The organism is Oscillatoria nigro-viridis PCC 7112 (assembly GCF_000317475.1).
Taxonomy (GTDB): Bacteria; Cyanobacteriota; Cyanobacteriia; order Cyanobacteriales; family Microcoleaceae; genus Microcoleus; species Microcoleus nigroviridis.
On sequence record NC_019729.1, the window covers coordinates 6,791,915 to 6,818,130 of the forward strand.

The 26,216-nt window shown below is 47.4% G+C and carries 17 protein-coding genes and 1 pseudogene; 4 read left to right on the forward strand and 14 right to left on the reverse strand.

The features are described from left to right. Positions 1 to 28: 28 nt before the first annotated feature. The 6 genes and pseudogenes from OSC7112_RS28265 to OSC7112_RS28285 all read right to left on the reverse strand — a co-directional run. Entirely contained in the window at positions 29 to 1,771 is a 1,743-nt protein-coding gene (locus tag OSC7112_RS28265) for an ABC transporter ATP-binding protein (RefSeq protein ID WP_223300708.1), read from the reverse strand. A gap of 104 nt (positions 1,772 to 1,875) precedes the next feature. Continuing rightward, on the reverse strand, positions 1,876 to 3,900 hold the full coding sequence (locus OSC7112_RS28270; RefSeq protein WP_015179105.1) for an ABC transporter ATP-binding/substrate-binding protein: 2,025 nt from the start codon (positions 3,898 to 3,900) through the stop codon (positions 1,876 to 1,878). 103 nt (positions 3,901 to 4,003) lie between these two features. Further along, positions 4,004 to 4,873 carry a nitrate ABC transporter permease gene (gene ntrB / locus OSC7112_RS28275; protein ID WP_015179106.1) on the reverse strand — a complete coding sequence of 290 codons (870 nt, stop codon included), beginning with the start codon at positions 4,871 to 4,873 and terminating at the stop codon, positions 4,004 to 4,006. Positions 4,874 to 5,033: 160 nt separating this feature from the next. Then, positions 5,034 to 6,350, reverse strand: a complete 1,317-nt coding sequence (locus tag OSC7112_RS28280; RefSeq protein WP_015179107.1) for a CmpA/NrtA family ABC transporter substrate-binding protein — start codon at positions 6,348 to 6,350, stop codon at positions 5,034 to 5,036. 91 nt (positions 6,351 to 6,441) lie between these two features. Beyond that, positions 6,442 to 6,753 (reverse strand): 2Fe-2S iron-sulfur cluster-binding protein, encoded by a 312-nt coding sequence (locus OSC7112_RS42235; protein ID WP_317623963.1) that lies wholly within the window; start codon positions 6,751 to 6,753, stop codon positions 6,442 to 6,444. Between the two features lie 36 nt (positions 6,754 to 6,789). Beyond that, positions 6,790 to 8,325 (reverse strand): annotated as a pseudogene (locus tag OSC7112_RS28285) (ferredoxin--nitrite reductase); the annotation flags it as partial. Between the two features lie 612 nt (positions 8,326 to 8,937). Between OSC7112_RS28285 and OSC7112_RS28290 the strand changes: the two are divergent. From OSC7112_RS28290 to OSC7112_RS28305, 4 genes are all read left to right on the forward strand, one after another. Continuing rightward, positions 8,938 to 9,153, forward strand: a complete 216-nt coding sequence (locus OSC7112_RS28290; RefSeq protein ID WP_015179109.1) for a hypothetical protein — start codon at positions 8,938 to 8,940, stop codon at positions 9,151 to 9,153. Between the two features lie 464 nt (positions 9,154 to 9,617). After that, entirely contained in the window at positions 9,618 to 9,926 is a 309-nt protein-coding gene (locus tag OSC7112_RS28295) for a hypothetical protein (protein ID WP_041622780.1), read from the forward strand. Between the two features lie 155 nt (positions 9,927 to 10,081). After that, positions 10,082 to 10,519, forward strand: coding sequence for a secondary thiamine-phosphate synthase enzyme YjbQ (locus OSC7112_RS28300; RefSeq protein ID WP_041623584.1), 438 nt, complete (start codon positions 10,082 to 10,084; stop codon positions 10,517 to 10,519). A gap of 229 nt (positions 10,520 to 10,748) precedes the next feature. Next, complete coding sequence (locus OSC7112_RS28305) at positions 10,749 to 11,651, forward strand: PEP-CTERM sorting domain-containing protein (protein ID WP_041623586.1); 903 nt, start codon at positions 10,749 to 10,751, stop codon at positions 11,649 to 11,651. 87 nt (positions 11,652 to 11,738) lie between these two features. Here OSC7112_RS28305 and OSC7112_RS37375 read toward each other — a convergent pair whose 3' ends face one another. The 8 genes from OSC7112_RS37375 to OSC7112_RS28345 form a co-directional block, all read right to left on the reverse strand. Continuing rightward, positions 11,739 to 14,672: an FG-GAP-like repeat-containing protein gene (locus OSC7112_RS37375; protein ID WP_015179112.1), complete on the reverse strand. Its 2,934-nt coding sequence runs from the start codon at positions 14,670 to 14,672 to the stop codon at positions 11,739 to 11,741. A gap of 55 nt (positions 14,673 to 14,727) precedes the next feature. Beyond that, positions 14,728 to 16,545, reverse strand: a complete 1,818-nt coding sequence (ltrA, locus tag OSC7112_RS28315) for a group II intron reverse transcriptase/maturase (protein ID WP_015174099.1) — start codon at positions 16,543 to 16,545, stop codon at positions 14,728 to 14,730. Between the two features lie 589 nt (positions 16,546 to 17,134). Beyond that, the gene (locus tag OSC7112_RS28320; RefSeq protein ID WP_015179113.1) at positions 17,135 to 18,838 is read right to left on the reverse strand and encodes a DUF4347 domain-containing protein; all 1,704 of its coding nucleotides are present in this window, start codon (positions 18,836 to 18,838) and stop codon (positions 17,135 to 17,137) included. Positions 18,839 to 19,188: 350 nt separating this feature from the next. Beyond that, complete coding sequence (locus OSC7112_RS28325) at positions 19,189 to 21,843, reverse strand: C39 family peptidase (RefSeq protein ID WP_015179114.1); 2,655 nt, start codon at positions 21,841 to 21,843, stop codon at positions 19,189 to 19,191. 538 nt (positions 21,844 to 22,381) lie between these two features. Then, complete coding sequence (locus tag OSC7112_RS28330) at positions 22,382 to 22,822, reverse strand: peroxiredoxin (protein WP_015179115.1); 441 nt, start codon at positions 22,820 to 22,822, stop codon at positions 22,382 to 22,384. Between the two features lie 385 nt (positions 22,823 to 23,207). Further along, a complete protein-coding gene (locus OSC7112_RS28335) occupies positions 23,208 to 24,698 on the reverse strand; it encodes a catalase (RefSeq protein WP_015179116.1) in 1,491 nt (496 codons plus the stop codon). 369 nt (positions 24,699 to 25,067) lie between these two features. Next, the gene (locus OSC7112_RS28340; RefSeq protein WP_015179117.1) at positions 25,068 to 25,550 is read right to left on the reverse strand and encodes a hypothetical protein; all 483 of its coding nucleotides are present in this window, start codon (positions 25,548 to 25,550) and stop codon (positions 25,068 to 25,070) included. Further along, on the reverse strand, positions 25,543 to 25,776 hold the full coding sequence (locus OSC7112_RS28345; protein ID WP_015179118.1) for a hypothetical protein: 234 nt from the start codon (positions 25,774 to 25,776) through the stop codon (positions 25,543 to 25,545). The genes OSC7112_RS28340 and OSC7112_RS28345 overlap by 8 nt, the downstream gene beginning before the upstream one ends. Positions 25,777 to 26,216 lie beyond the last annotated feature (440 nt).

The window sequence follows — 26,216 nt, forward strand, 5'->3', positions numbered from 1 at the left end:
GAGATTTAGTGCGGGAGTAGTGTGTCGCCTACTTTCCTGATTTAACTTCAAATACGCCGCCGTTGCTGGGGCTAAAAGTTACTTGGAATTCAGCAGTTTTTTCAGCGCCTGCTGCGGCACCGGCAGGAGTTTGCAAAACCGGCAGAGGAGTTTCTTTGACGAAATCTTTAGCTGCTTTATTTGTGGGATCGAACTGTAGGATATCGCCGTTTTGTTTTACTTTGACCCGATAAGTCAAACTTTCGGTAAATGTCGGAGTTGTTCTCCATGTTTGGTCGATTTGTGCATACAACTTCTCTCCGATCGCATTGAGTTCGGCTTGGTCAGAAATCTCTGATGTGGCACTGGTTGCTGCATTGGGCGCGACGCTGTTAGCGGCAGCAGCGACGGGTGCAGGGCTAGCAGCGACGGGTGCAGGGCTTGCAGCAGCGATGGGTGCAGGACTTGCAGCAGCGACGGGTGCAGGACTTGCAGCGATGGGTGCAGGACTTGCAGCGATGGGTGCAGGGCTAGCAGCGACGGGTGCAGGACTTGCAGCAGCGACGGGTGCAGGACTTGCATTGGGTGCGATCGAACTTGCTGCAATTTGCGGGCTGGGGGGAGAACTCACAACCGCCGCCGCAGTCGCCGCCTGCGGTGCAGTTTCTGCTAGTTTCGCTTGCTTTAGCTGGCTGGAAATACCAGACATATTGACAGCAGCTAAAGTAACCATTGCTGCGAACCACGAGGCTGCCAGGATGCCGCGTTTGACCGGCGAAGCTTCTGGGGGTTCGGCAGGGTTAGCCACAAAAGGTGCAGGTGCGATCGGCTTGTTAGCAGTCTCCGCAAGCGCAGGCTTTTTGCTAGCAGGTAAGGGCATCGGTAGCGCCACGGCTTCTGTCTCCGAGTCCGTTGCTTCACCTTCTTCGTGGTGCGCGTAGCGAGAAAACAGGAACTCCAAAGCAAAGTTACGCAGTTCGTAGTATTTCGGGTCTTCCATAATCCGCGCCCGGTTGCGGGGACGGCTGAACGGAACGTGCATATCTTCGCCGATGGAAGCTGCCGGCCCGTTGGTCATCATCACGATGCGATCGGCCAAAAACAAAGCCTCATCAATATCGTGAGTAATCATAATGACGGTAATTTTTTCCTTCCGCCAAATTTTCAGCAATTCTTCCTGCAATTCTTCCCGGGTAATCGGGTCTAGAGCTCCGAAAGGTTCGTCCAAAATCAACAGTTTGGGACGAGTTGCCAGAGCTCTGGCGATCGCCACCCGCTGTTTCATCCCCCCGGACAATTGGCCCGGTCTTTTGTTACAAGCTTCGGTCAGCCCCACTAATTCCAAGTGTTCCTTGACGATCGTATTGTGTTCGTCTGCGGACTTTTCCGGGTAAACATTTTCAACGCCGAGGTGAATATTTTCAGTAGCAGTCAGCCACGGTAGCAGCGAGTAGTTTTGAAATACCACCATTCTGTCCGGGCCAGGTTCAGTAATCCGCGAACCTTGCAGGGCCACTTCTCCGTTTGTCGGGCCGTTGAATCCCGCGATCATATTCAGCAAAGTTGATTTGCCGCAGCCAGAGTGACCGATCAAACAAATAAATTCGCCTTCATTAATAGTCAGGTTTACACCGTCGAGAACGACGTAAGGGCCTTTAGGAGTTTCGTAGACTTTCGATACGTCTTTAATAGTAAGAAAGTCTTGCTTGGGCGTTTGAAGTGTGGTTTTTTGGAGGGTTTTGAGAGTTTGCATATTTTCAGGAGAGGGATTTTGGGTAGGGGAATTAGACATGACAACTTTCGATTGAGAATTTGAAATGAGGGAGTTAGGAAGCGGAAAATGTGGAGTCTTGTTTCCTGATTTCTTGCTCCTCATTCCCTCTTCCTATTTGCTGGTTATGCTGGCAGTTTGATAGAACATTGACTGCCTATTTGTTCAATTAAAATTTCTTCAATGCGGACGGCGCGCTTGATTTTGACATTGTGAAGATAGTCGATCGGGTCGTCGAGATTAAACACAGTGCCGTCAAATAGCTCGATCGTCCGGCGATCTCTTGCAATATCCGGCAAACCCAATTCGCGCACTGCTTGACCGAAAACATCGGGACGCAAAACTCGATCGACCACTTCCACCCAGTTTTTCGGGAACGGGATCAGTCCCCAGCGAGCCATCTGCGCCATCACCCACACCATTTCTAGGCGGTCTGGACAATTGGTTTTGTCAACGTAGAACTGGTTGAAGTTGTAGAGCATTTCGGGTTCTGCCTCCGTACCGGAGTTGTACGGGTCGATGAATCCCGGACGGATGTCTTTCGGATCGGCGCCGATGTATTGTTCTTGGCTCATCAATACTAGGACTTCTTCGCGGTTGCGGCGGTCGTCGCAGTAGTCGCAGGCTTCCAAAAGCGCTTTGACGAGGGCGAGGTGGGTTTGAGGATATTTCTGAGCCCAATCTTCGGTAACACCGAGAACTTTTTCGATGTGTCCGGGCAGAATATCGAGGGAACGGGCCATGACAAAACCCGTGCCGCTGTTGACTGCGTGGGAGTTCCAGGGGTCGCCCGAGCAGTAGGCGTCAATATTGCCTGCTTTTAAATTCGCTACCATCTGCGGGGGCGGAATCACGGTCAAGCCCACGTCGAGGTCGGGGTCGATGCCGCCGGCGGCCAGCCAGTAGCGGAACAGCAGATTGTGCATGGAGGCGGAGTGTACCGTGCCCAAGGTGTGAACTTTATCGGGACTCTTGGCGATCGCAGCTTTGAAATCCTCTAACGTCCGAATGCCTTGTTTGTAAAGCTCTTTGCTGAAAACAATCGAATTGCCGTTGCGGGACAGAGTGAGGGCGCTGCAGACGGGCACAGGGGCTTCACCGTCGAGGCCCAACAGCATGGCGACCGGCATTCCTGCGACCATTTGCGCCGCGTCCAGCCGTCCTTCGGCGACTCCTTTGGCGATCGCTTTCCAGCTAGGTTCGCGGCTGAGAGTAACTTCTTCCAAGCCGTGCGCTTGGAAAAATCCTTTTTCTTTGGCTACTACTAAGGGGGCGCAGTCGGTGAGGGGAATAAAGCCGATGTCGAGGTTGATTTTTTCCAAGCCGTTGCGGGCGATCGCAGGCGGTTGTTGTTTGGCCCGGCGCTGTTTGACCCGCTTTTGCTGGTTGAGGAAGTAAACCATTTCGTTCCGCAGCGCGTAGTAACTCGGATGGTTGACAACTTCCATGCGCTTGCGGGGGCGGGGAATGTTCACTTCGAGGATTTGCCCGATTTGCGCTTCCGGGCCGTTGGTGAGCATCACAATGCGATCGCTCAATAATAAAGCCTCATCCACGTCGTGAGTTACCATCACGCTGGTGACTTTGCTTTCCTCGCAAATTTTCATCAACTGGTCTTGCAAACCGCCGCGAGTTAAAGCATCGAGGGCTCCGAAGGGTTCGTCTAGCAGCAGCAATTTCGGGCGAATCGCTAGGGCGCGGGCGATCGCAACTCTTTGTTTCATCCCCCCAGAAATTTCGCCCGGGCGTTTGTCGGCGGCGTGCCCGAGTCCGACCAATTTAATGTGGTGTTCGATCACCAACTCGCGATCTTCTTGAGAGTTACCGCTGTAAATTTCATTTACTGCTAGGGCGATATTTTCGCGCACCGTCAGCCAAGGTAGCAGCGAGTAATTTTGAAACACCACCATTCTGTCGGGGCCTGGATCGCGGACTTCGCGCCCTTCTAAAGTAATCCCGCCCTGACTTGCTTTGTCGAGGCCGGCGATGATATTTAGCAGCGTAGATTTGCCGCAGCCGGAGTGTCCGATTAAGGTGATGAATTCTCCCTTTTTAATTTTCAGTTCGATATTTTTAAGAGCGATGTATTGCTCTCCATTGGACAAGTTAAATACGCGGTCAACGTGGTCTACTTCAACAAATACTGACATGGTAATTTTAGGTTAGTTTGTAATTTCTAGATGCTGATTATTAATGGGGCATCGGGCATCGGGCATCGGGCATGCCCCATGCCCTATGCCCTATGCGCCAATTCTATTTCTGTTCTTCTGGAACAACTTTGGAAGCGATGAAACCAACAATTCTGTCTAAAATCAAACCGACGATTCCTACATAAAGCACTGCCAAAATCACGTGGCTGAGTCGAGAACTGTTGTAAGCGTCCCAGATGAAGAAGCCGATGCCGACGCCGCCGACTAACATTTCCGCAGCTACGATCGCCAGCCAAGACAAACCGATACCAATTCTCAAGCCAGTGAAAATGTAAGGAACTGAAGAAGGGAGCAGGATTTTCCAGAAGTATTTTTGGTTGGGGAGGCGCAAGACGCGGGCGACGTTTCTGTAGTCTTGGGGTATTTGTTGAACGCCTACTGTGGTATTAATTAAAATCGGCCAAATTGCTGTAATTAAAATTACGAACAGTGCTGACACTTCGTTAGCTTTCACCCCCATGCCTTCAAAGGGATTGAACTGTTGAAATACGGCCAGGGCGATCGGCAGCCAAGCCAGGGGCGGGATAGTTCTGAATACTTGAAACAGCGGGTCTAAAGCATCGAACATTAGAGAGTTTGTACCGATCAATATTCCTAAACCAATACCCAGAACTGCTGCTAGAGTAAATCCGATCGCCACCCGCTGCAAGCTTGCCGCCAGTTGCCAAAATAAGCCTTTGTCGGTGCCGCCTCTGTCAAAGAACGGATTGATAATCAGCTCCCAGCTTTCTTGGACAGCTTTAATTGGCCCCGGCAAGCTGGATGAGGCATCGTGGCAGAGGATTTGCCAAACTACGAGCAGAACTGCGATCGCAACTAGCGGGCGGATGATTTTTCTGCGGTTTTTTTGAACCCGATCCAAAACGAAATTTACGGGATTTTTGCTTTTAGTAACAGCGAGGTTTGTTGCCATTTTTGTTCTTGGAGTATTGTGAATAATCGATTATTTGTAGATACTTTGAAACTATCGCCGTGTCTGGGGTGGGTTGAGTTAGGAAACCCAACTCCACTCAATTTTAAACTCGGTCAACTATCACCAGCGAACAGTCAACAGTCAACAGTCAACAAACTAATTATGCTTTCTTGATTGCCAGACCCTTCAGATATTCTTCTGGTTTTTCGGGGTCAAACTTCACGCCGTCAAAGAAGGTTTCGACACCGCGAGAAGTCGTAGCAGGAATTTGGGCGGCGGGAACGCCAAGTGCTGTCGCTGCAGCTTTCCAAATATCTTCGCGGTTAACTTTATCAACCGTGGCTTTGATGTCGGTAGTTGCCGGCATATAACCCCAGCGAATATTTTCAGTGATGAACCAAGCATCGTGACTCTTGTAGGGATAGGAAGCATTGTCAGCCCAGAATTTCATCGCCACTGGGCTGGCAGCTTCAACGCGACCGGTACCGTAGTCAATTTGACCTTTAGAGCGACCGATAATATCTGCTACTGGAACTTTTAACCACTTATCTTGAGAGATGATTTGGCACATCTCATCGTGATTTTCTGCCTTATCGCACCACTGCTGGGCTTCCAGTACGGCCATTGTAAGTGCTTTAGTAGCTTTGGGGTTTTTTGCAACCCAATCTGCTCTTAAACCTAAAGCTTTTTCTGGGTGGTCTTTCCAAAGTTCTCCGGTTACTAAGGCGGTGTATCCTACCTTTTGAGTAACTAGCTGAGCATTCCAAGGTTCGCCTACGCAAAAGGCTTCCATGCTGCCAGATTTCATGTTCGCTACCATTTGGGGCGGCGGTATGGGAATCACGGAAACATCTGTATCTGGATTAATACCGCCGGCTGCTAACCAATAGCGCATCCACAAGTCGTGAGTGCCGCCGGGAAAGGTCATAGCAATTTTTTGATTGGCGAGGGCTGCTTTGAGAGGTTTGCTGTCAGTACCTATTTTTAAATCTAGGTATTTTTTGCTGAGGGAAATTGCTTGACCGTTAGTATTTAACCGGGCAACAATGTTCATCGGCACTGGCTGATTGCCTTTGGTAATAGTGCCTAATGTCATCTGGTAAGGCATCGGGGATAAAATGTGGGCCCCGTCAATGCCGCCTTTGTCGGAACCGAGTTCTAAGTTGTCGCGAGTAACTGGCCAAGATGCTTGTTTGGTAACTTGTACGTCTTTCATGCCGTACTTGGCAAATAGCCCTTTTTCTTGGGCAATGATTAAGGGCGCTGAGTCGGTGAGGGCGATGAATCCGAGTTTGGCTGCGGTAACTTCTGGGGCGTCGGCGGGGTTGATGTTGACTGCTGGGGCGGCGCTGGGTGTGGCGCTGCTGGGAGTTGCGTTAGATGTGGTGGAACCGGAACTGCAACCGTGGGCTAGGAGGGTGCCGGCTGCTGTTGCTCCAGCGGTTATAATGAATTTTCTTCTAGAAAGGTTGCTCATTTGTCTTGAATTGTTGTTGTACTTTGAGATCTTGGAAATGTGAAATGTGAGATTGATTGGTGACTTTGGCATCGCATCTCACATGATGAGATTAGGCGTCGATCGACACTTTGCCGATCGCCCGCGCGCTGCAAGCTAAAATGAACCCTGGTTCTAAGTCTCGGGCCGCGTCGGGTTGGCTGTCGTAGACTGTTTGGCCTTCTAGGAGTTTTTGCTGGCAAGTGCCGCAGCTTCCCGACCGGCAATTGCTGTCAAGTTCGACTCCGGCCCGTTCGGCAACATCGAGAATGAACTCATCTTCGCTGCAAGCAACTTCTTTGCCCGATCGAGCGAAAATAACAGTAGATGTCTGAGGTTTGGCTGCCGGGACTGCCGTTTCGTCCCTGTCAACCGTCAGTTGCAGTTGCCGGTTGAGCGAAACTACATTTTCTTGAGATGGATTGGGAACGGCCCCGAAGTTATCGACTAACAGTTGGCGCAGCACTGGTTTGAGGTCTTCGCAAGGGATGCTTTTTTGGACGCAAGTACCCAAATGAGCGTCTTTTCCGACTGTGCCTCCCATGTAAATGTCTACACCTTCGAGGGTTTTGCCGTTCTTGCGAACTTTTGTTCCCATCAAACCGATGTCTGCTACTTGGGGTTGACCGCAGGAATTGGGGCAACCCGTCCAGTGAATTCTGACCGGTTTGGGAACTGACAGTTCGAGTTCGAGTTCCTCAATCATTGCCACGGATCGGCTTTTGGTTTCGATGAGGGCGAAGTTGCAAAACTTAGCGCCGGTGCAGGAAACCAAGGCTCGCGTCAGGGGTGCGGGGTTGATGGAAAAACGCTGCAACAGCGGTTCTTTGACCAGCGATTCAATCCGCGAGTCGGGAACGTTAGGAATAATCACGTTTTCTTCAACGGTGAGCCTGAGTTCGCCGCTGCCGTAAACCTCGGCAATTCTGGCCAAATCGAACAAATCCGATGCCTGCAGCCGTCCGACGGGAACGTGCAGCCCTACATAGTTGAGCCCTGATTGTTTTTGGGGGTAGATGCCGATGTGGTCGCGTTTGTCCCAGACGATTTCATCTTTAGGCGCGGCGGCGGGCAAAGTGCGACCTAATTCTTGTTCGACTTCGGATCGGAATTGTTCGATTCCGAGTTCGTCAATCAGCCACATCAGCCGCGATTTTTGGCGGTTTGCTCTCGGGCCTCGATCGCGAAACACAGTTAAAATTGCTTTGCACAAATCTACAACGTCGCTGGGACTTGCCCATGCGTTGAGGGGAATTGCCGCTTCGCAGCGTTTGGCGGAGAAGAAACCGCCGACTAAAACGTTAAAGCCGATGTTGCCGTCTTTGTAAGCGGGTACGAAGGCGATGTCGTTGATTTCTGCGTGGACTGAGTTGTCGCGGCAGCCTGCGATCGCAATATTAAACTTTCTCGGCAAATTTGAAAACGCGGGGTTGCCTTCGCCGCTGTTGGTAATCAAATCTTGGACTTGGTTCGCCAGTTCTCGCGTATCTATCAGTTCGTCCGCGTCCAGCCCCGCGACTGGGGAACCCGTGATGTTACGCACGTTGTCCATGCCAGACTGGATGCTGGTCATGCCCGCTTCTTTGAGGCGGCGGAAGATGTCGGGTACGTCTTCGATGCGAATTCCGCGCAATTGCAGGTTTTGTCTGGTGGTGATGTCGGCGCTGCCGTCGTCCCCGTAGCGTTGGACGATTTCTGCTAGCGTTCTGGTTTGATTGCTAGTAATGATGCCGTTGGGCAAGCGCAGCCGCATCATAAATTTGCCCGGAGTTACTGGTCGAAAGAAGATGCCGAGCCATTTGAGGCGGTGCTCGCGATCGATTTCGTCCATTGCTTCCCAGCCGATTGCGGCGAAGTGGTCGAGTTCGGCTGTTAATGCTAAGCCATCTTTTTCGGCTTTGAGTTTTTCAAACTTGTTCAGGCTCGCTTGGGCTTTGGGTTCTACTGTTTGGGTCATCGGTTTACCCTCGCTGCTGGCTTGTTGGGGAGAAGTATTGACTTGGAGCATAAAGTGTGTGTTTCCTGCTAACCTTAGTTAGTGTATGGATTTAAAACTGTATATTTAGTTACTAGATCGAATTTCTTTTAAGCATGGTTGGTCTTCTGTACATTTGAGCTTGACTGGGCGCTGGCTCGAACGTCGCCCAACTATTTATGGTTATAGTTGCTACCGATGATTCGGTCGATCGCTGCGTTTCGATGCACCTTTGTTATGAGCTAATGTAAAGCCCACGATTGTAAATATTCGTAGCTATTTTTACAAAATATTGAGTTTTATGAATATTTCGCATAGGGCCGATGCGTTTTATACATGGGAAATGGGTAAAGACACCCACAAAACCGAAAAATCTCTATAAATCTTTAGATTTAGGAGGGGAGAGGGGATATTGGAATATCTAAGATTAATTTTGTGACTGCGATCGCAGACTTAAAACGCGATCGTCACAACATCAGAGCGGTCTCTGTCACACAGTTTGCCTCAAAACATCACGTTGTGTGCTATGCGAGCGTCACTATTAATTTTCGGAGAACGAGAGATGATATAAGTATCGAATTCAGGGAATGTCTCATGTTTTTAGTTCAACTTCTCCCCGGCGCTATTTCCGAAATGCTTGCCTCTGTGACGGAGACGGGCTGTTTGACTTTAGCCGATCGCTACGGCTTGATGGCCGCTGTTTTGGACGACTCTCTCGACGATGAATGCAGACATTCGATCGACCGCCTGCTGCGTTCTGCGATCAAGGGAAGAGTCAAGATAGTCAACGAACTGTCGGCGATATATTAACAGCATTTAAAAATTTGATTGATTTATGCAGCGCATAAGAGTGCAGAAACCACCGGCCGAGTTAAAAGGAACCCACGATGGCTGCAGCGGATGTAGGGCCGGAAGTTGATTGGGTGTTCTAAAAACGTGCGATCGTTCCTCGCCGTCAGTCGATTTTAGATTTTAGATTTTAGATTTTAGATTTTAGATTGACTTGCGCGAGATAAATGCTCTTTCTTGAGGATTTTCGATTTGAGATGCTTTCGATTGATTCCACGGATAAATTCCGGGGCTTGTACCACCTTTGAAATTCTTGGTCAGTCGATTTTCGATTTTCGATTTACTCCACAAGACTTGCATTGCATCAATCTTCGATCGATAAATTGACCGCCGATGAAAAGCAGATAAACAGAGATGAACGCTGATGCTTTTCCTGAATAGTTTCTGAATGAACCCAATGCAAGTCTACAGATGAATCTGGGATCTTGAACAAGAGCGTTACCCGTTCACCTGCCCGAGAGTCGAAGGGTTTCAAGTTTTCTCCCTCCACTACAGCAGTCGGGGGCTTGGCTCCATTTTTGGGCAGGGCCAAAAAAATTTCTGATTATCCAATTCTGGCAACAAGTGCGGCACTTACAGAAAAAGTGCCGCTCCACAGTGAGTATCGATCGGCGAGCGAGTCGGTGCGGTCGATCGCCTATAATAGAATTTTGGGCGATCGGCATTTTAGGACTTTGAAGACTGAAGTCCTCACTACAAACATAATTATCATTATTGAACCGGGCGGGAGATGACCGAAAGCATCCAGGATACCCGCCACGTGATTCATCCGTGGAGAAATCAAAAACGTGTATCCGAGAAACTTGCACCCAAATTTATCTCGCGCAAGTCAATGCTTCAATTCTTTAATCTAAAATCTAAAATCGCGCAATCGATTGACAGGCAACTCATGAAAATTATTAATCAAACAATCGAAATACTAACAGAGTCTGGCATCGGTATCTACAATATCACGCCCCAAATTGTCGATTTTATTGACAGCAGTGCGGTCAAAAATGGACAGGTGCTAGTATTTTCCAGACACACTACTACAGCTTTAGCAATCAATGAAGATGAAGAAAGATTGCTAACAGATATTAAAGTATACCTGCAAAAATTAGCGCCTCTTGGCGACAAATACCTGCACAACGACTTGCATTTAAGAATAGTTCCGCCCGATGAACCGATCAACGCTCACTCTCACTTGATGGCAATGACGCTCAATACCAGCGAAGTAATTCCAATTGCTGAAGGTAAATTAGCATTGGGGACTTGGCAATCTGTTTTATTTTTCGATTTAGACGGGCCGCGAAATAGAACTGTATTTATTCAAATTATGGGTGAATAGTTAGTAGAAGGAATCAACAATAAATCAGAAGGAATAAAACATACACAGCAAGCTTTTGAGCGAGCCATATCTTATGTTTAATCAGGTGGATTTACTTATTACGCGATCGCCCGACAAAATATTTACCGAAATTTTAATAAATTCGGCCGGAATTTGTGATTTACTAAAAATCAAAAATAGTCGATCGAGCAGACTGGACAATTTAACAATGATTCCCAGGGAGCATTTTATGAAATCCATTGCTAAAAACAGCATCCACTGGACTTACTCAGTAGCTATTTTCTGTGCCCTTTTCGCACTACAGCCACAAAAAGCTACAGCAGCAACGCTATCCAACGGCTGGAATTATGCGATCGATTCCTTCAACGACGGCGTGACAGGGCCCCAAATCGGCGGCGGGGAATTTGAATTTTACGGCATCGCCATCAAAGAAACATCAGATACAGCTTTCATCGCCATCAACTCCAATCTAAGTTTAGCAGGATACGCCGAGCCGCTAGCTCAAAGAGGCAACATCAACTACGGCGATTTATTCTTCAATTTTTCCGGTCAAAACTTCAAGACAGCTAACGCAAGCGGCAGCTTGTTTGGTATCCGCTTTGCAGGAGGAAATGACTCCAGCGTAGCTACAACAGGCGTTTACAGTAACGTTACTGCTAAAAACGTCACCCAAACTAACTCTGGATTTACAAATCTAAGTCTATTCAACGATCGCGTTCTATCAGCAGGTGGAACGCCGTCTACAGGCGATTTAGCTGCCACCGACCCCTATTTTGAACAAACAGGTAACTGGACGGTTCTCAACTCAATAGCTACGGGTACAAAAGTAGGAGAAATTAATTTTTTAACGCCAGCTACTTTGAGCGCCCTAGGTCTTAATTTCGGTCAGTTTAATGCAGTAGGTTCTCAAACAATTGGATTCAGTTTCAATAAATCCTCAATGCCTTCGGGGAACTACATTGCTAACTTTTTTGCCGAATGCGCTAACGATGCGATCGCCATTAAAGGATCGTTTGAACAAGGCTATGCTGAACCAGTACCAGAACCTGCTACTATCTTCGGTACTTTAGCCGGATTTGCGATTCTAGGCATTGGCGCAGCGAAACGCAAAATTAAGTGCAAGATTAGCTAAAATGGATTTTAGATCGAGTCCCGTAGGGACACGGCAATGCCGTGTCCTGCACTTCATAAACTGCAATCTGCTGTATCTACTACTCCTCTAAGCTAGATTGAAATTGGCAGCATTAATCTGGCTGGCAGACACTCCATTCAGAGAAGCTAAAATCTGACCACTTGCTGACAAACGGATGAAACTTGCACTGTTTTCTTGAGTAATTGACAGTTGGGAGAAAGTGAGATTGTTGGCCAGTATTAGCAAATCTTTGCCCTCCTCAAAATCCAAGATAGTATCGATGCCAGAATTGGTGGAAAGCAAGAATCGATCGTTGCCAGCACCTCCTGACAAAACATCACTTCCCAAACCGCCAGTCAGCAAATCATCACCGTTACCACCCAGTAGAAGATCGGTGCCATCACCGCCATTCAAACTGTCATCACCGCGGCCGGCATACAAAACATCATCACCGCTACCTCCCAGCAATGAATCGCTACCATTGCCACCATAAATAGTGTCATTCCCAAGGCATCCATCTAGCAAATCGTTATTCTGATTTCCGCTTAAGAAATCCTTGCCATCACCTCCGCAGATACTATCATCTCCGAAGTTACCGTAAAGACTATCCTCACCTTCGCTGCCCGAGATAATATCATTTCCCTTACCCCCCAATCCGATATCATTTCCTTTATCGCCGTCGATAAAATCAGCACCGGAATTGCCAAAAAGTAAGTCATTGTCTTCCTTGCCATTTATCGAATCTTTGCCCCGATCGCCGAAAATGAGATCTTCACCTTCACCGCCCAAAATGATATCATTGTGTTTGCCACCAGACAGGATATCATCTCCCCGATCGCCGCTAACAAAATCATTTTGTTTGTTGCCGTAAAAAGTATCGTTGTTTTCGCCCCCATATAAGTTGTCATTGCCGAAACCCGCATCGAATATGTTCGGATTGGAACTGCCGTAAAAAACGTCATTGTCTGGAGTACCAAACTGGATTTCACCGCTGCCGTTGCTGGTGATAATATTTTCAGCTTCATTGGGTACATCCAAATTTGGATACTCAATAGTATTGCAAATGCAATCACTTTCAGTTGAAGTTGGTGTCGGCGTTTCCAATGGCGTTGGCGTCGGAGTTGCCGATGGCGTGGGAGTTGGTGAAGTCGGAGTTTCCGATGGTGTGGGAGTTGGCGTCGGTGTTGGTGTAGGCGCTGGTGTTGGCGCTGGCGTCGGTGTTGGTGTAGGCGCTGGTGTTGGCGCTGGCGTCGGAGTTTCCGATGGCGTCGGAGTTTCCGATGGCGTCGGCGGTGTTGGCGCTGGCGTCGGTGTTGGCGTCGGCGGTGTCGGCGGTGTTGGCGCTGGCGTCGGTGTCGGCGTTGGTGTCGGCGTTGGCGGTGTCGGTGTCGGCGTTGGTGTAGGCGCTGGTGTCGGTGTCGGTGGTTCTGGTGTCGGCGTCGGCGGTGTGGGCGTCGGTGTGGGCGCTGGTGTCGGTGTCGGTGGTTCTGGTGTCGGTGTCGGTGGTTCTGGTGTGGGCGTTGGTGTCGGTGTCGGTGGTTCTGGTGTGGGCGTTGGTGTAGGCGTTGGTGGTTCTGGTGTCGGCGTTGGTGGTTCTGGTGTGGGCGTTGGTGTCGGTGTCGGTGGTTCTGGTGTCGGCGTTGGCGTTGGTGTCGGCGTTGGCGGTGTCGGTGTCGGTGGTTCTGGTGTCGGCGTCGGCGCTGGCGTCGGTGCAGTGTAGTTAATAATAGTTGTGGTAGCGGTATCAGCGGTAATTATTGGTGTTACCGCTGCGATGCCTGTGGGATCTGACAGGGTGACGGTAATAGTTTCATCGGGTTCAACCGTGGTGTCGCCCAACACATCCAGAGTGATGGTTTTTGATGTTTCACCAGTCGCAAAATTAATCGTGCCAGTAGCAGTTTTTGCCCCAGAAGTGCCGCCGATATTGTTATAATCGCTGCTGTTGGTAGCTGTTCCTGCGATCGCATATTTGACGCTACTTGCCCCGTTAGTGACGTTGCTGCGAGTCACAGTGAAAGTTAGAGGTTTTTTGCCGATATTGCCTTCGTCAATGGTGGCAGTATCGGCGGCAATGGCATAAGCAACAGAAACCCGATCGGAAATAGTTAGTGTTGTTTTTTTTGTGAACCCCGCAATGCCACCGGTAATTGTGCCAAGGTTGAAAATTACAGTTTCGGGGTTTTCAGAGAGATTGTCAGGCTTGATAGTAACTGCAATATTCTTGGTGAGTGCGTCACCTGTTGCACCGGCGGGGAAGGTAATCGAAGTAGGGGAAAAGGTGTAGTCTGTATTTTGGGTGGCTGTGCTGCTGGAGTCGAGGAGAATTGGCACAACTACATCGTTTAAGGGAGTGCCACCGGTGATGTTGACGGGAATATTAACTACTGTGTCTGTCGTTCCTTCCACGCTGCTGTAAGTGGCCGCACCGAAATTAACTGTATTCGATGTATTCAGCAGAACCGAGACAGTTTGATCGAAAGCCGTAGCTATATCCAACTTGCCGTCAGCATTAAAATCTCTCGCAAGCATATAAGCATATGCGAAAGAATTCGGGATCGTAAAGTTGCTGAGAGTACCAAATTTACCCGTACCATCTCCTAACAAAACTGAAAGGTAGGTACTAAAGTAGTTAGACGTGGCTAAATCGAGTTTGCCGTCGGCATTAAAATCCCCTGCAACCACAGATTGGGGAAATCCTCCAGTAGTTGCGACATTAAAGTTGTTAGCAGTATCAAAATTACCCGTACCATCTCCCAAGAAGACTGAGACAGATTTATCGGTGCTGTTATTAGTGGCGATATCGAGTTTGCTGTCACCATTAAAGTCGCCTGTGACGACGGTTCGCTGAGTCCCGCCGATGCTGCCATTGTTAGTGGGGGAGCTAAGGTTAACGGGGGAGTTAAAGTTGCCTTTACCATCTCCTAAGAAAACGGAGATGTTATTAGTCTTTTCATTGTTAGACGTGACTAAATCGAGATTAAAGTCAGTGAAGGAGTCGCCTCCTCCACTGCTCTCCAAAACGGAACGTGATAGTTTCCCATCATTCCGCTCCTCAATAAAACGGCTGTTGTCATCAGTACGTCATTACCAACATATCGTTTTCCCAAGCCCAAAGGCTTGGTTCCACTGGTGGCTTAGGTTTAGCACTTTTGCAGCTAGATTTGTTACCAAGACTGCCATCATTGGCAGTCTTTGTGTCGTGGCAATGTCGATGGAGTAGCTGCCAATTATCATACGATTCCTTTCCACCTTTCGATTTGGGGGCGATGTGGTCAACCTCTATCGAATCTCCATCTTTGAAGTAGTTATCGCAGTGAGCGCATTTCCCTTTTTGTCGCTTGAGTAGTTTGGCTACTCTTACGGGTATTTCTGGGTGTACTCCCATTCTTGAACTCCAATATATCCAGTCACCGTCATAGGGTGATGCCATCCCTTTTACTTTTACATAGCGCTTTATTTCAGTGGAACTATGTTGTATGAGCTTTAGAGGATTGTTACCCTCTCCGGTTGCGAACACCCAGTTATTGCCTTCTACGGTTTTGAAGTATTTAAGGCGTGTCCATCCTCTGCCCTTGTTCCTATGACGATGGCGACCCCATTTGAGAAGCTTCCAAACCACTAAGTGCCACAGCCTATCAAATATTTTCTTGCTGACGACTGTTGAGAAGTAGTTACACCAACCCCTAATGATAGGATTGAGATTTTTTATTAAAGTCGCTTGGTTTAACCCACGCGATTTATTTATTACTTCCGCAACTTTTCTGTAGTGCCTTTTCTGACTTTCCTTGCTAGGGCTGATAATAGTTTTAAAGCCCAATAAAGTGCCTCTAGTTCCCTTACTTGAGTTGTGTTTTCCTACTGGAAACTGCCTGATGTTGAATCCTAGAAAGTTAAATCCAGGTTTTTCATCATCTAGTTTATTCAGGGTGTGGGCTAATCTTGTTTTACTCGGCTTTAATTCTAACCCAATGTCACTTAACCACTTCTCTATCTCAACCTTACACAGCTTCACAACTTCTACATCCTCATGGAGAACTACGAAATCGTCCGCATATCGTATCAGTGAAATCGATTTGATTTTGTCTCGTAATCCATAAGTATGACCACGAGAGTCTCTCATCTCGAATTTTGGGGCTAAACCCATAATCAATTCCTCAATCCCATGTAAGGCGACATTGGCAAGTAGAGGTGAAATCACCCCGCCCTGTGGTGTCCCTTCATCAGTTGGGAACAGCTTGTTTCCATCCATAACACCAGCTTTTAACCAAGCCCGGATTTGTCTCCGTAGGGTAGGATAGGTATTTAATTTTGAGAGAAGTACATCATGGTTAATGCGGTCGAAGCATTTACTGATATCGGCATCCAGCACATATTTTGATTTCTGACTTACCGCACTGAATATTGCTCCTATTGCATCGTGGCACGAGCGTCCTGGTCTGAACCCGTATGAGTTAGGTTCAAATCGCGCTTCCCATTCTGGTTCTAACACCAGTTTGACTAACGCTTGCAAGGCTCGGTCTTCCATTGTCGGTATGCCTAACGGTCTTTCCTCATCTGTCCCTGGTTTGGGTATCCAAACTCGGCGTGTTGGCTTAACCTTTGAACCCAATGATATTTTATCTATCAGTGCGAGACGTTGCTTTGGGGTCAGCGATTTAACACCGTCCACGCCTGCCGTCTTCTTTCCTTGATTATCTTGTGTTACCCGACGAACCGATAATGCTTTTGCTGCCCAAGAACTTATCAACAGTTTCTGGAGTCTGCGTACTAGCTTGACATCACCACGATTAGACGCTTGATATATCCGCTTTTGCAATTTAAAAACGTTACGCTCTAGCTTTCGCCAGTTGATATCGTTCCATTCATACATCGGTTTTTCTACCGTGTTCATAACATATTCATTGCTACTTGTAGCTATACCATCCGTATTACCGTAAGTCCGTTAGCATATCCTCACCATTGCAGTGAGGCGTTGGCTTTTGACTCAATCTCTACCACCTGTTACCTGGAAGTCCAGATGTTTCGTCTTAGCTGACTGCTCGAAGTATTCGACCTCTTCGAGAGTAATCAGGTGGGTTACTTCGTTCCTCATAACCATTGGTCTGTTCCGTTAGGATGTCACCTCTTCACCGAGTTTTTGGGTAACGTAGGTATGTCGGGCAAAATTCTCATACCACCCTGTACTAATGCCCTTTTGGGACTACCAGCGCATAAAGCCTTATTTCGCTGGTTCGCCGTAACGGTGATTCAGGCAGTGACTTCGCATTTGCTATCCGTAGGAACTTGCTCACGGGATACCACTTTTAGGCTAGTGGCTCTTTCCGCTTTTATCTCCGCTTCACCGATTGATGGCTAGTCTCTACAGTGGGAGATATGCTTTCACCTCTACGTCTGAGGGGCAGGACTTATCGTTTTCTAGGATACTAACGCTCACCTGCAAGGTTATGAAGTTGTCATCTACAAGGGATTAAAGTGCGAACTCAATCCTCATGGATTACCCTGTAGAAGCCAGTCATCCCCCAATTTCTCGGTTTCGACTGAACGAATCGCACTTTGCCGTCGCCGTTAAAGTCGGCTGTGGCAACAGTAAACTTTGGTGTTTGTGTACTAATCTTAACGGGAGTGCCAAAGCTACCAGTACCGTCTCCAAAAAGTATTGAAATGAAGTTATCAAAAATGGAGTAAGGAGTTGTGGCTAAATCTAACTTGCCATCTCCATTAAAGTCACCGGTTACGATCGACTTATGATCTATCCCTTGACCGAAATTGGTAGGATCGCCAAAACTGCCAGTACCCGTCCCCAGTCGGATCGAAACGAAATTGCCGTTATTGGAAAAACCGAAATTCGTTGTAGCTAAATCGAGTTTGCCGTCTCCATTAAAGTCGCCCACTGCAACGCCATTGGGATTCTCTTTACCTGGCTTAAATAAGCTGATAGGAGTACCAAAGCTCCCCGTAGTACCCGTCCCCAACAATATGGCAAGATCTTTTGGGAAGTTGTTTTCCCCCATTGGCACTACTAAGTCGAGGAAACCGTCACCATTAAAATCGCCCGTACCAATGTCAGAAATCCTTCCTTGGCCCGAACTATAGTTTCTGGCTTCACTTAAGGTTGCAAGGACATGGTTGTATGCTGCTAGAACTTCGGGCCGAAATGCTAAAGAGGCTGCTATTTTCCCGGTTGTGACTTCTAGTTCCCAGTCGCCGCCTTTTGCTGCACTTCCGGTGAGGTTTTTGGAGGCGGCAACGTTGGTATTTGTGAGTTGGGCGATGCGCTGGATGAAGGTGAAACCGTCTATTTTGTGTTTGCGATCGATCGCATATTGATTATCGATCGCGCGTCGAGCGTCTTTGGCGCATTCACGATCTATTATGGCGTTTTCACGATCGATCGCATATTTAGGATCGATCGCGCGTCGATCGTTTATCGCGTACTCATCGGTTCCGCCAGGGGTTGAAACCCCCGTCTCATAGCGAAAGTCCTCTGAAGAGGACTGAATACCCGCCTTGTTTTCAGTCGGTTTCAACCGACTTGCGCTATGAGACGGGGAATTAATTCCCCGGCGGACTTTCGGGTAAATGCGAGATACATCGATCGCATATTCACGATCTTTTGCGTTTTCGAGATCGATCGCACATTCATTATCGATCGCGCGCCGATCGTCTCTGGCATATTCCTCCGATCCGCCGTTCGTTTCAACCCCCGTCTCATAGCGAAAGTCCTCTGAAGAGGACTGTTTATTCAACTGTTTATTGAGGTGATCCCCAGTCGGTTTCAACCGACTTGCGCTATGAGACGGGGAATTAATTCCCCGGCGGACTTTCGGACAAATGCGAGGCCCTGATGCGACATTGCAACCGTAAATCAGAATGTCCGCACCCAGAGTTAAGGCACTCCGCCACTGCTGCAATTTCTCGGCATAAGTTTCCAGATTTTCAGAACCCAATCTGGTTTTGCCCAGTTGCAAGCTGCCCGGAGCCCCGTGAGAAACTATGTGAATGCTGTCAATATTGGTACGAAGAGCTAAAATTTGAGTAATTTGGTCGATCGCATCCCGGTTCCCATCCAAAACCACTACTTCCGTACCCGGTTTTACTCCGGCAATCAAACTTTGATAATCTGCAACTTGAGAATCGATAAAGGCGAGCGCACTTCCTGAAACTTGACAATTAAAGTTTGGCATCAGATACCTACTGCGAATTGAAAAAAGAGTAAAAAATTTGTTGTCTCAACAATAAGGGTTTATCGAATAAAACTCTGTAAATATTTATTAATAAATAAGTAGATGGATATCAGTAAACGCCATCATGTCCGAAGAGAGGAACTAAGCAATCGCTTAGTCTCTGCGATTGCGAAATTTAACGAACAATGACACGCAATATATATGTCCACCCACTTAGTCCCTAGCAAGTGAAGCGAAGCATCTCGCCCGATGCTTCGCTTCACTGCGTTTCGATTGACTCAGGACAAGTAAGCTTGTATCGTAAGCGATCGACGGACTTGATAATAGGGGCGATCGATAAGACTGGTAAATTATCGAGAAATAAAATGCGCCCAAACATTCCCATCTGGCCCAGCCACTTGATTGACGTAACTGTAGGGATACATCAACTTTCTCCCCTCAGTATTGCTGTAACCAGTGAGTGCATCTCCCCAAGGATCTTGCACGATATAACCCTGAGAATTGTAGCCAATTACAGTAAGAATGTGACCGGCAGCAGTAAAATCTCCTGCTAAAACTACCGGCCGCCGATTCAGCAATTCCGATCGCACCTCGGCCCACGTGCGGGTCGTACTAAAACTCGTCTTAAACCCGTAGGCCTGAATCAGCGCCGAAAGCACGTTGTGATCTGTTTGAGAACCCTGGCCGGCATAGTCGAAACACCACTGCAACAACTCATCCTCCAATTGTCCGCCCCCCTCAGAACGAACGCCGTAGTAATAAAATACCATCGCGATCGCTGTTACGTTGCAAGTAGACCAGTCAAAACGCGGATTGTCCCGCTGCGAAAAATACGGCACGTTCAATTCCACATTGTTCGGAACCGGATCGAAAATTTTATCTCCCCGCTTGAACTGAACAAAACTAGGAAAAACATAACCTGTATTGCCAAAATTCGGCAGTTCTTCAGTCAGGGAAACTTTCAGGTGAGATCCTTCCGCACCGTAGCTGTTCACGCCGTAAACTCGACCTAAAGGCAGCGTAGTTTTCTCGGTACTGCTCAGGCTAGCAGCATCTACCGGCCGTTTTTTAAACACAGTTGCTTGCAGGATTGTCATCGTCAAAGCAGCGGGGTCAAAGGGAACTTCTTTGCCGTCTTTTTTAATTTTAACGTCCTGCCAATAAATAAATCCGATATTGCCGAAACCGGGAATAGATTCGGCGAGAGTTACTCGGAAATGCCCCAAAATGCAGGCATAACCAGTAATGGCATAGGTAGTGCCTAAAAGTAGGTCAGCAATTTGATCGGCAGGCAGTTTCGATGAATCTTCGGGTTTAGCTTTAATCTGAGTTGTTTGAGTTACCAACAGTTGAGCGCTGACGTTGCTATTCGGTACGTCTGCTAGGTCAAATCTTAGGATTTGAGTACCTTTAGCAAGCTGAACGTCGGGTTCGTAAAAATAGCCAAAAGTACCGATCGGCGAAATTGCTGAATCCACAACCACCTTGAGATGCCCGTCAATAAATCCGTATTTGCTAACCGCCAAAGTCTGACCTGCTTTGACCAGAACTTTTTGTTGATTGTTGAGCCGGGAAGAATCAAGGGGAGCTACCTTAAACAAAGTGTCAGAAACTATCTTTAAGGTCAAACCTCGTCCGACAGTCAGCGGATCGGAACTTACGGTAATGTAAATTATTTGGCTGCCAGTAACGTTGCCTTTGCTGTCAGTTGCCCGCAACCTGAGCCACCGAGCTCCCGCTACGCTAAATCCTTTAGACAAATTAACTTGCCAAGTGCTGGTCTCTTGGTTTAGCGTGACGGTTAGGGGCAATGTATCCTCAGCTATCACCTCAATTTTTGCTGCTTGTTGCCGGTCAAAAGTACCCCGAAGGACGATCGGCTGATTTACCAAAACTTCTGACGGCCCTTGATAAGTTAAATTCACAGCGGGATTAAAAGATTTGCCGCCGCGGCTGAATTGCACAAAATCGGGATAAATGAAACCGGTATTGCCAAATTGCGGCAAATTCTCGGTCAGAGAGACTTTTATGTGGCTTTGTTCGATCGAGAATCCGGCAATTCCGTAAATCATTCCCGCCGGCAAGGTAATTTTTTCTTGGGGTGGGAGGCTAGCCGCATTTACCGGGCGCTTTTTAAACACAGTCGTTTTGATGATTGTCATCGTAACTGCGTTTCTATCATACTCAATTCCCCTCCCGTCTCGCAAAATTTGGACGTGCTGCCAGTACAGAAATCCCGAAGTTCCTAAGTTAGGAACTGGCCGAGCAAAAGCGACTCGGAAATGGTTTTCCACGCAAGCGTAGCCGAGAATATTGAAAGTTTCTCCCAGGTTAAATTGTAATTTCTGAGTTTGTCCTAAAGTTGCAGAATCTGCGGGGGTTAACTTTAACCAGGTCTTTTTGATCGCCCACAGTAACTGCATTCCAGGCGGCGGGGCAGGCAACTCGGCGCGATCGAATATGAGAATTTTTGCGCCTTTGGTTATAACTACGTGTTTTTCGTAGAAAAAACCAGAGGTTCCTACCGGAGAAATTGCATTATTTAGTTGAACATTCAGATGTCCGTCTTCTAACTCGTAGTCGCTAACTTGATAAATTTTCCCTACTGGTACGTCCGCTTTTTGCAGCTCGTTGAGATTGCTGGCGGGCAGTGTTCCGGCTTTGAATTTGGTATCTGTGACAGTAATTAACGTCAAAAATTGAGCGGGTGACCCAGAAGCAGGATTAACTTTGATGTTAATTGTTTGTTGGCCGATAACTTTGCCAGTCTTATCAGTTGCCCTCACCTGCACTGTGCGAGTTCCTGCGCTATCGAATCCTTTTTCTAAACCGATGTTCCAAATGCCTCTAGAGAGATTTATCCCGACATTCAGGGCATTTGAGCCTTCTAATGCTGAAATGGCTGCCACTAGATTTTTGTCAAAAGTGCCAACTAAGACAGCGGCTCTATTGACCTCAAGTTCTCGCGGGCCTAAGTAACTCAAAATAATGTTGCTGCTTGTCATTATATATCTCCCTACCTACTTAATTATTCAGCTAAAGCAAGGATAACTTCTGATTTTATCAAACACAATGACTCGAACCAGGACAAAATCGCCCCTAGATTCAGCCTACGGGCGGTTAATGCCTTTTACAGCATAAGTTTTTAATTATTGGCGGGAGTTGCGCCACAAATCTCACTTTAGGCGTACCACAAGCACCTTAACCGAATATATGCCTGGTTGAGAGGATTTGCGGTGCAAGTTTTGAGGGAAGGAATTTAGTTCCAGTAAGTTGTTTCCCCCTGTACCCTTGACCCCTCACTTGCTGAGTCAATCGATTGCGCGATTTTAGATTTTAGATTTTAGATTAAATAATTGAAGCATTGACTTGCGCGAGAAAAATCCGGGGGATTGTATCCTGGATGCTTGATTGTCAGGACTTACGAAAAAAACCCGGTTCCTAGGAGAATATTGCCTATAGCAACGAGGCATCTTAGGAAGAAACCGGGTTTTTAGCCGTTTGGTGCGTCCAGGAAGGTTAGCGCGATCGGCTAAACTTCGACTAAACTATGGTGACGAGAATATCTTGAGCGTGAGAGTCAACTTTCAGATTTTCTCCTTCATAAACCTGAATAATTTTGCCGGTACCGTCGATGACGAAAGTAACGCGCTTGGCATAATCGCCTTTCTCGACATCGTAAGCTTTGGTAATCGTGCCATCAACATCTGCTAATAGCTGGAAAGGCAAACCGTATTTTTCTGTGAACTTTTGGTGCGATTCCTCGTTGTCGCGGCTGACACCGAGAACTACTATATCTTTGCCTTTGTATTCTTCATGGGCTGCTTTGAAGCTTTGGGCTTGTCTCGTGCAGCCTGGGGTGTCGTCTTTGGGGTAGAAATACAAGATTACGGTTTTACCGGCAAATTGGGACAGGGAGACTGTGTTGCCGTTGGTGTCTTTGGCGGTAAATTGAGGGGCAGCGCACCCAACTGGTAATGTCATAGTTTTGTTTCCCTTGTTTGGTTTTTCTTGCAGTTCCTCAACTTATTTTAGTGGGTTCTGTCGCTTTGCAAGAGACCTTTGTTAAAAATCGCGTGAAGCGAAGCTATCCCGCTGTTAATCGCCCCCAACTCCATGACGTTAAGCTTTACTGCTTTTAACTTGCACCTAAGACGCGGGCTAAGAGTGCCTATTACACGCATAGTTTCAATAACTGAGCTCTTGCACCCTTGTCCATCATCGTTTTTTGAACAGGCTTTCCGGCCTGTGAAGCGAGAAAATCTAGTCTTTGTGGAACAGGCCGGAAAGCCTGTTCAGCGAGTATAGTGCAGGATGTGAGAATAGACATCTGCTTTTTAGCAGATGTCTAATTGAATGTTCGCGGGTTCTACACACCAACAGGTTGAGTAGCAGCGGACATCATCGACGGATCGATCGCAATTCCTAAACCTTCTGCAACTTGGCGGCCGTAATTAGGATCGGCGCGGAAGAAATGGCACAGTTGGCGCATCTGAATCTCCGGTTTTGCTGCACTCAAACTGTCCGCAATGTTAGCGACAAGCCGCTGCTGTGCGTCGGGTTTCATCAAGCGATAGAGGTCTCCTGCTTGGGTGTAATCGTCATTGCCCTTGCGGTGATCGTAGCGATCGACTTTGACATTTCCTAAGTCCCAAGCTGGCTCAGCATAGGCCGAGTTTTGCTTCGGCGCATCCTCGTGGCTGTTGGGTTCGTAGTTCGGCCCGCTACCGCCGTTGTTACCCAGTGCCATTGCGCCATCCCGTTGGTAGTGCATCACCGGACACTTTGGTTGATTGACGGGCAATTGCTGATAGTTTGCACCGAGACGGTAGCGTTGAGCATCTGGATAGGACATGATGCGAGATTGCAGCACTTTGTCGGGAGAGAAGCTAATACCTGGAACGACATTAGAAGGAGAAAATGCCGCCTGTTCCACTTCAGCAAAAAAGTTTTGCGGATTGCGATTGAGTTCAAGAATTCCCACGTCAATTAACGGAAACTCTGAGTGCTTCCACACTTTTGTCAAGTCAAAGGGGTTTTCGCGATATTCTGCGGCTTGGGCCTCGGTCATTACTTGAATGCAAAACCGCCATTTGGGATAATTACCTTGGTCGATCGCCTCAAACAAGTCGCGAGTCGCATGATCGGGGTCTTCGCCTTTGATCCGCGTCGCTTCTGCGGCGGTGAAATTATCAATACCCTGCATGGTTTTGAAGTGGAATTTGCACCAAACTCGTTCTCCTCGATCGTTAATTAGGCTGAAGGTATGGCTGCCAAAACCGTCCATGTGGCGGTGGTTTTTCGGCGTACCGCGATCGGAAAACAGAATAGTTATCTGATGCAAAGCTTCTGGACTCAGAGACCAGAAATCCCACTTTGCGTCAGCATCTTTGAGATGGGTTTGGGGATGGCGCTTTTGGGTGTGGATCAAATCAGGGAATTTGAGAGGATCGCGGATGAAGAAAACAGGCGTGTTGTTGCCTACTACATCCCAGTTGCCTTCTTCGGTGTAGAACTTAATCGCAAAACCTCTGGGGTCCCGTTCGGCATCCGCTGAACCTTGTTCGCCGCCTACGGTAGAGAAGCGGAGGAGAACTTGAGTTTGTTTGCCAATTTCTGAGAATAGGTGAGCTTTGGTGTAGCGAGTAATGTCATGGGTGACGGTGAACGTGCCAAATGCAGCGGCTCCTTTTGCATGGACAACGCGCTCAGGAATCCGTTCCCGGTTGAAGTGAGCCAGTTTTTCCATCAGGTGAAAATCCTGCATGAGGATAGGCCCGCGTTCACCTGCTGTCAAGGAGTTCTGGTTATCTGCAACTGGAATCCCGTCAGCGGTTGTCAATGTTTTGTCTTCTGTCATAGTGGGTAAATAGATTGCTCCATCCTAAGTATTCTATAGCTTTCTGGGAAGGAGGTCTATCTGCGGAGGTAATTCTCAAATGGGCGATCGCGTGTTAAATTATTGGTGTGTTTTCAAAATTTTCTGAGTTAATTAAACTTAATCAACCAAATAATATATGATTGATTTCTACACTGTAATTTTTAGAAAAAGTGCTGATTTTTTGGTTTAATTGTGTAGGGTTTCTATAAACCGGGCGAGGTGAGTTGATTTAATCGGGACTTACGCATCAAAAGCAAAGAAACCGGGTTTTTGAGATTTCGGCACGCTGTAATGCGTCTTTTCAACAAAAAACCCGGTTTCTGATTGGCTGTGGGTAAGTCTTATTAATTAAACTTCAGTCGGTTGTTTTTGGGACTCTAGCCAGCGATCGTAAGCTGTTCGATCGCCTCCGAATGAATCAATGGTGACGGGCGATCGCTCGTATTGCTTGAGTGGAGAATTTTCTATTGGTTTGTAAGCGCAATAGCAAATACAAATTGAGTCAAACTCTGCACCATAGGGAGCGGGAATTTCAGGGGTATATTCCTGAACTTTGACAACTTCCCAGCCGCTGTCTCTGAAATGAGTTGATGCACTGGGAAAGATTGGATCGATCGCACTTGGGACAACAACGCTTTCGGTTAAACGATAGCCCGGTGCTGGGGATGGCTTGCCACTAGAGTCATAATGCTCGGCTATTGTCCAAATCAATGACTTAACAGATCCGGCATTAGCTACTCGGTAAAAGCTTTCTCCTAATTTTGTTTCGGTGAGCGATCGGTATTTTTCCAGTTCACCTTTGTCTGCTCGGAAAATAATGTATTTACGCATCTTCTTTTCTCTCCTTCAGGTAATCACCTTGACTCAAGTCCATTGGCGAGGGCGGAAACTCGCAATTTCCCTCAAAAATGCAATCTACGCTCAAAATATAATTGCCAGTCTCTTCTATATTTTTAAGCGGCCAACCGTATTTTTCTTCCATATTAATGCAAGCCTCTTCGCTTGTGGCTGCATGGCGCGTCTCATTTTTTTCTTCATCATACCGAGATTGTGACATAATAAATATGCTCCCTTGTTGGCTGTTTCAACATTTGGAGTAGTCGTCATGTCCAGGTGTTACCGCAATCGGACATGACGCTTGTCCTGACTTTATAGTATACAGCCGGCGATATGTATAAGATCCATGTTTAATTTACCCAACAGAATATGATTGATTTCTACACTGTAATTATTAGAAAAAATGCTGATTATTTGGTTTCTTTGTGTTTAGAAAATGGATTGGTTGGACAAGGTTAGACTCCCGAACAATCTATCGATCAACTAAAACAAGCTATTGAGTCATTTTCCGAAGTCTATGAATCAGACTCTGATGTTTATCTCAGCCCTCTTTCTATTAAGGAATTACAGGAATTTCTTACTTTAGAAGATGCAGAAGCTTCAGATACTTATGAACTTAGGAAAGTTTATGCCTAAAATAATTAGACTTACAGGACTTAC

Bases quoted from the DNA above. Each gene is read 5' to 3' on its own strand.
- OSC7112_RS28265 (WP_223300708.1), bottom strand. From the start codon at position 1,771: ATGTCTAATTCCCCTACCCAAAATCCCTCTCCTGAAAATATGCAAACT.
- OSC7112_RS28270 (WP_015179105.1), bottom strand. From the start codon at position 3,900: ATGTCAGTATTTGTTGAAGTAGACCACGTTGACCGCGTATTTAACTTG.
- ntrB (WP_015179106.1), bottom strand. From the start codon at position 4,873: ATGGCAACAAACCTCGCTGTTACTAAAAGCAAAAATCCCGTAAATTTC.
- OSC7112_RS28280 (WP_015179107.1), bottom strand. From the start codon at position 6,350: ATGAGCAACCTTTCTAGAAGAAAATTCATTATAACCGCTGGAGCAACA.
- OSC7112_RS28290 (WP_015179109.1), top strand. From the start codon at position 8,938: ATGTTTTTAGTTCAACTTCTCCCCGGCGCTATTTCCGAAATGCTTGCC.
- OSC7112_RS28300 (WP_041623584.1), top strand. From the start codon at position 10,082: ATGAAAATTATTAATCAAACAATCGAAATACTAACAGAGTCTGGCATC.
- OSC7112_RS28305 (WP_041623586.1), top strand. From the start codon at position 10,749: ATGAAATCCATTGCTAAAAACAGCATCCACTGGACTTACTCAGTAGCT.
- ltrA (WP_015174099.1), bottom strand. From the start codon at position 16,545: ATGAACACGGTAGAAAAACCGATGTATGAATGGAACGATATCAACTGG.
- OSC7112_RS28320 (WP_015179113.1), bottom strand. From the start codon at position 18,838: ATGCCAAACTTTAATTGTCAAGTTTCAGGAAGTGCGCTCGCCTTTATC.
- OSC7112_RS28325 (WP_015179114.1), bottom strand. From the start codon at position 21,843: ATGACAAGCAGCAACATTATTTTGAGTTACTTAGGCCCGCGAGAACTT.
- OSC7112_RS28330 (WP_015179115.1), bottom strand. From the start codon at position 22,822: ATGACATTACCAGTTGGGTGCGCTGCCCCTCAATTTACCGCCAAAGAC.
- OSC7112_RS28335 (WP_015179116.1), bottom strand. From the start codon at position 24,698: ATGACAGAAGACAAAACATTGACAACCGCTGACGGGATTCCAGTTGCA.
- OSC7112_RS28340 (WP_015179117.1), bottom strand. From the start codon at position 25,550: ATGCGTAAATACATTATTTTCCGAGCAGACAAAGGTGAACTGGAAAAA.
- OSC7112_RS28345 (WP_015179118.1), bottom strand. From the start codon at position 25,776: ATGTCACAATCTCGGTATGATGAAGAAAAAAATGAGACGCGCCATGCA.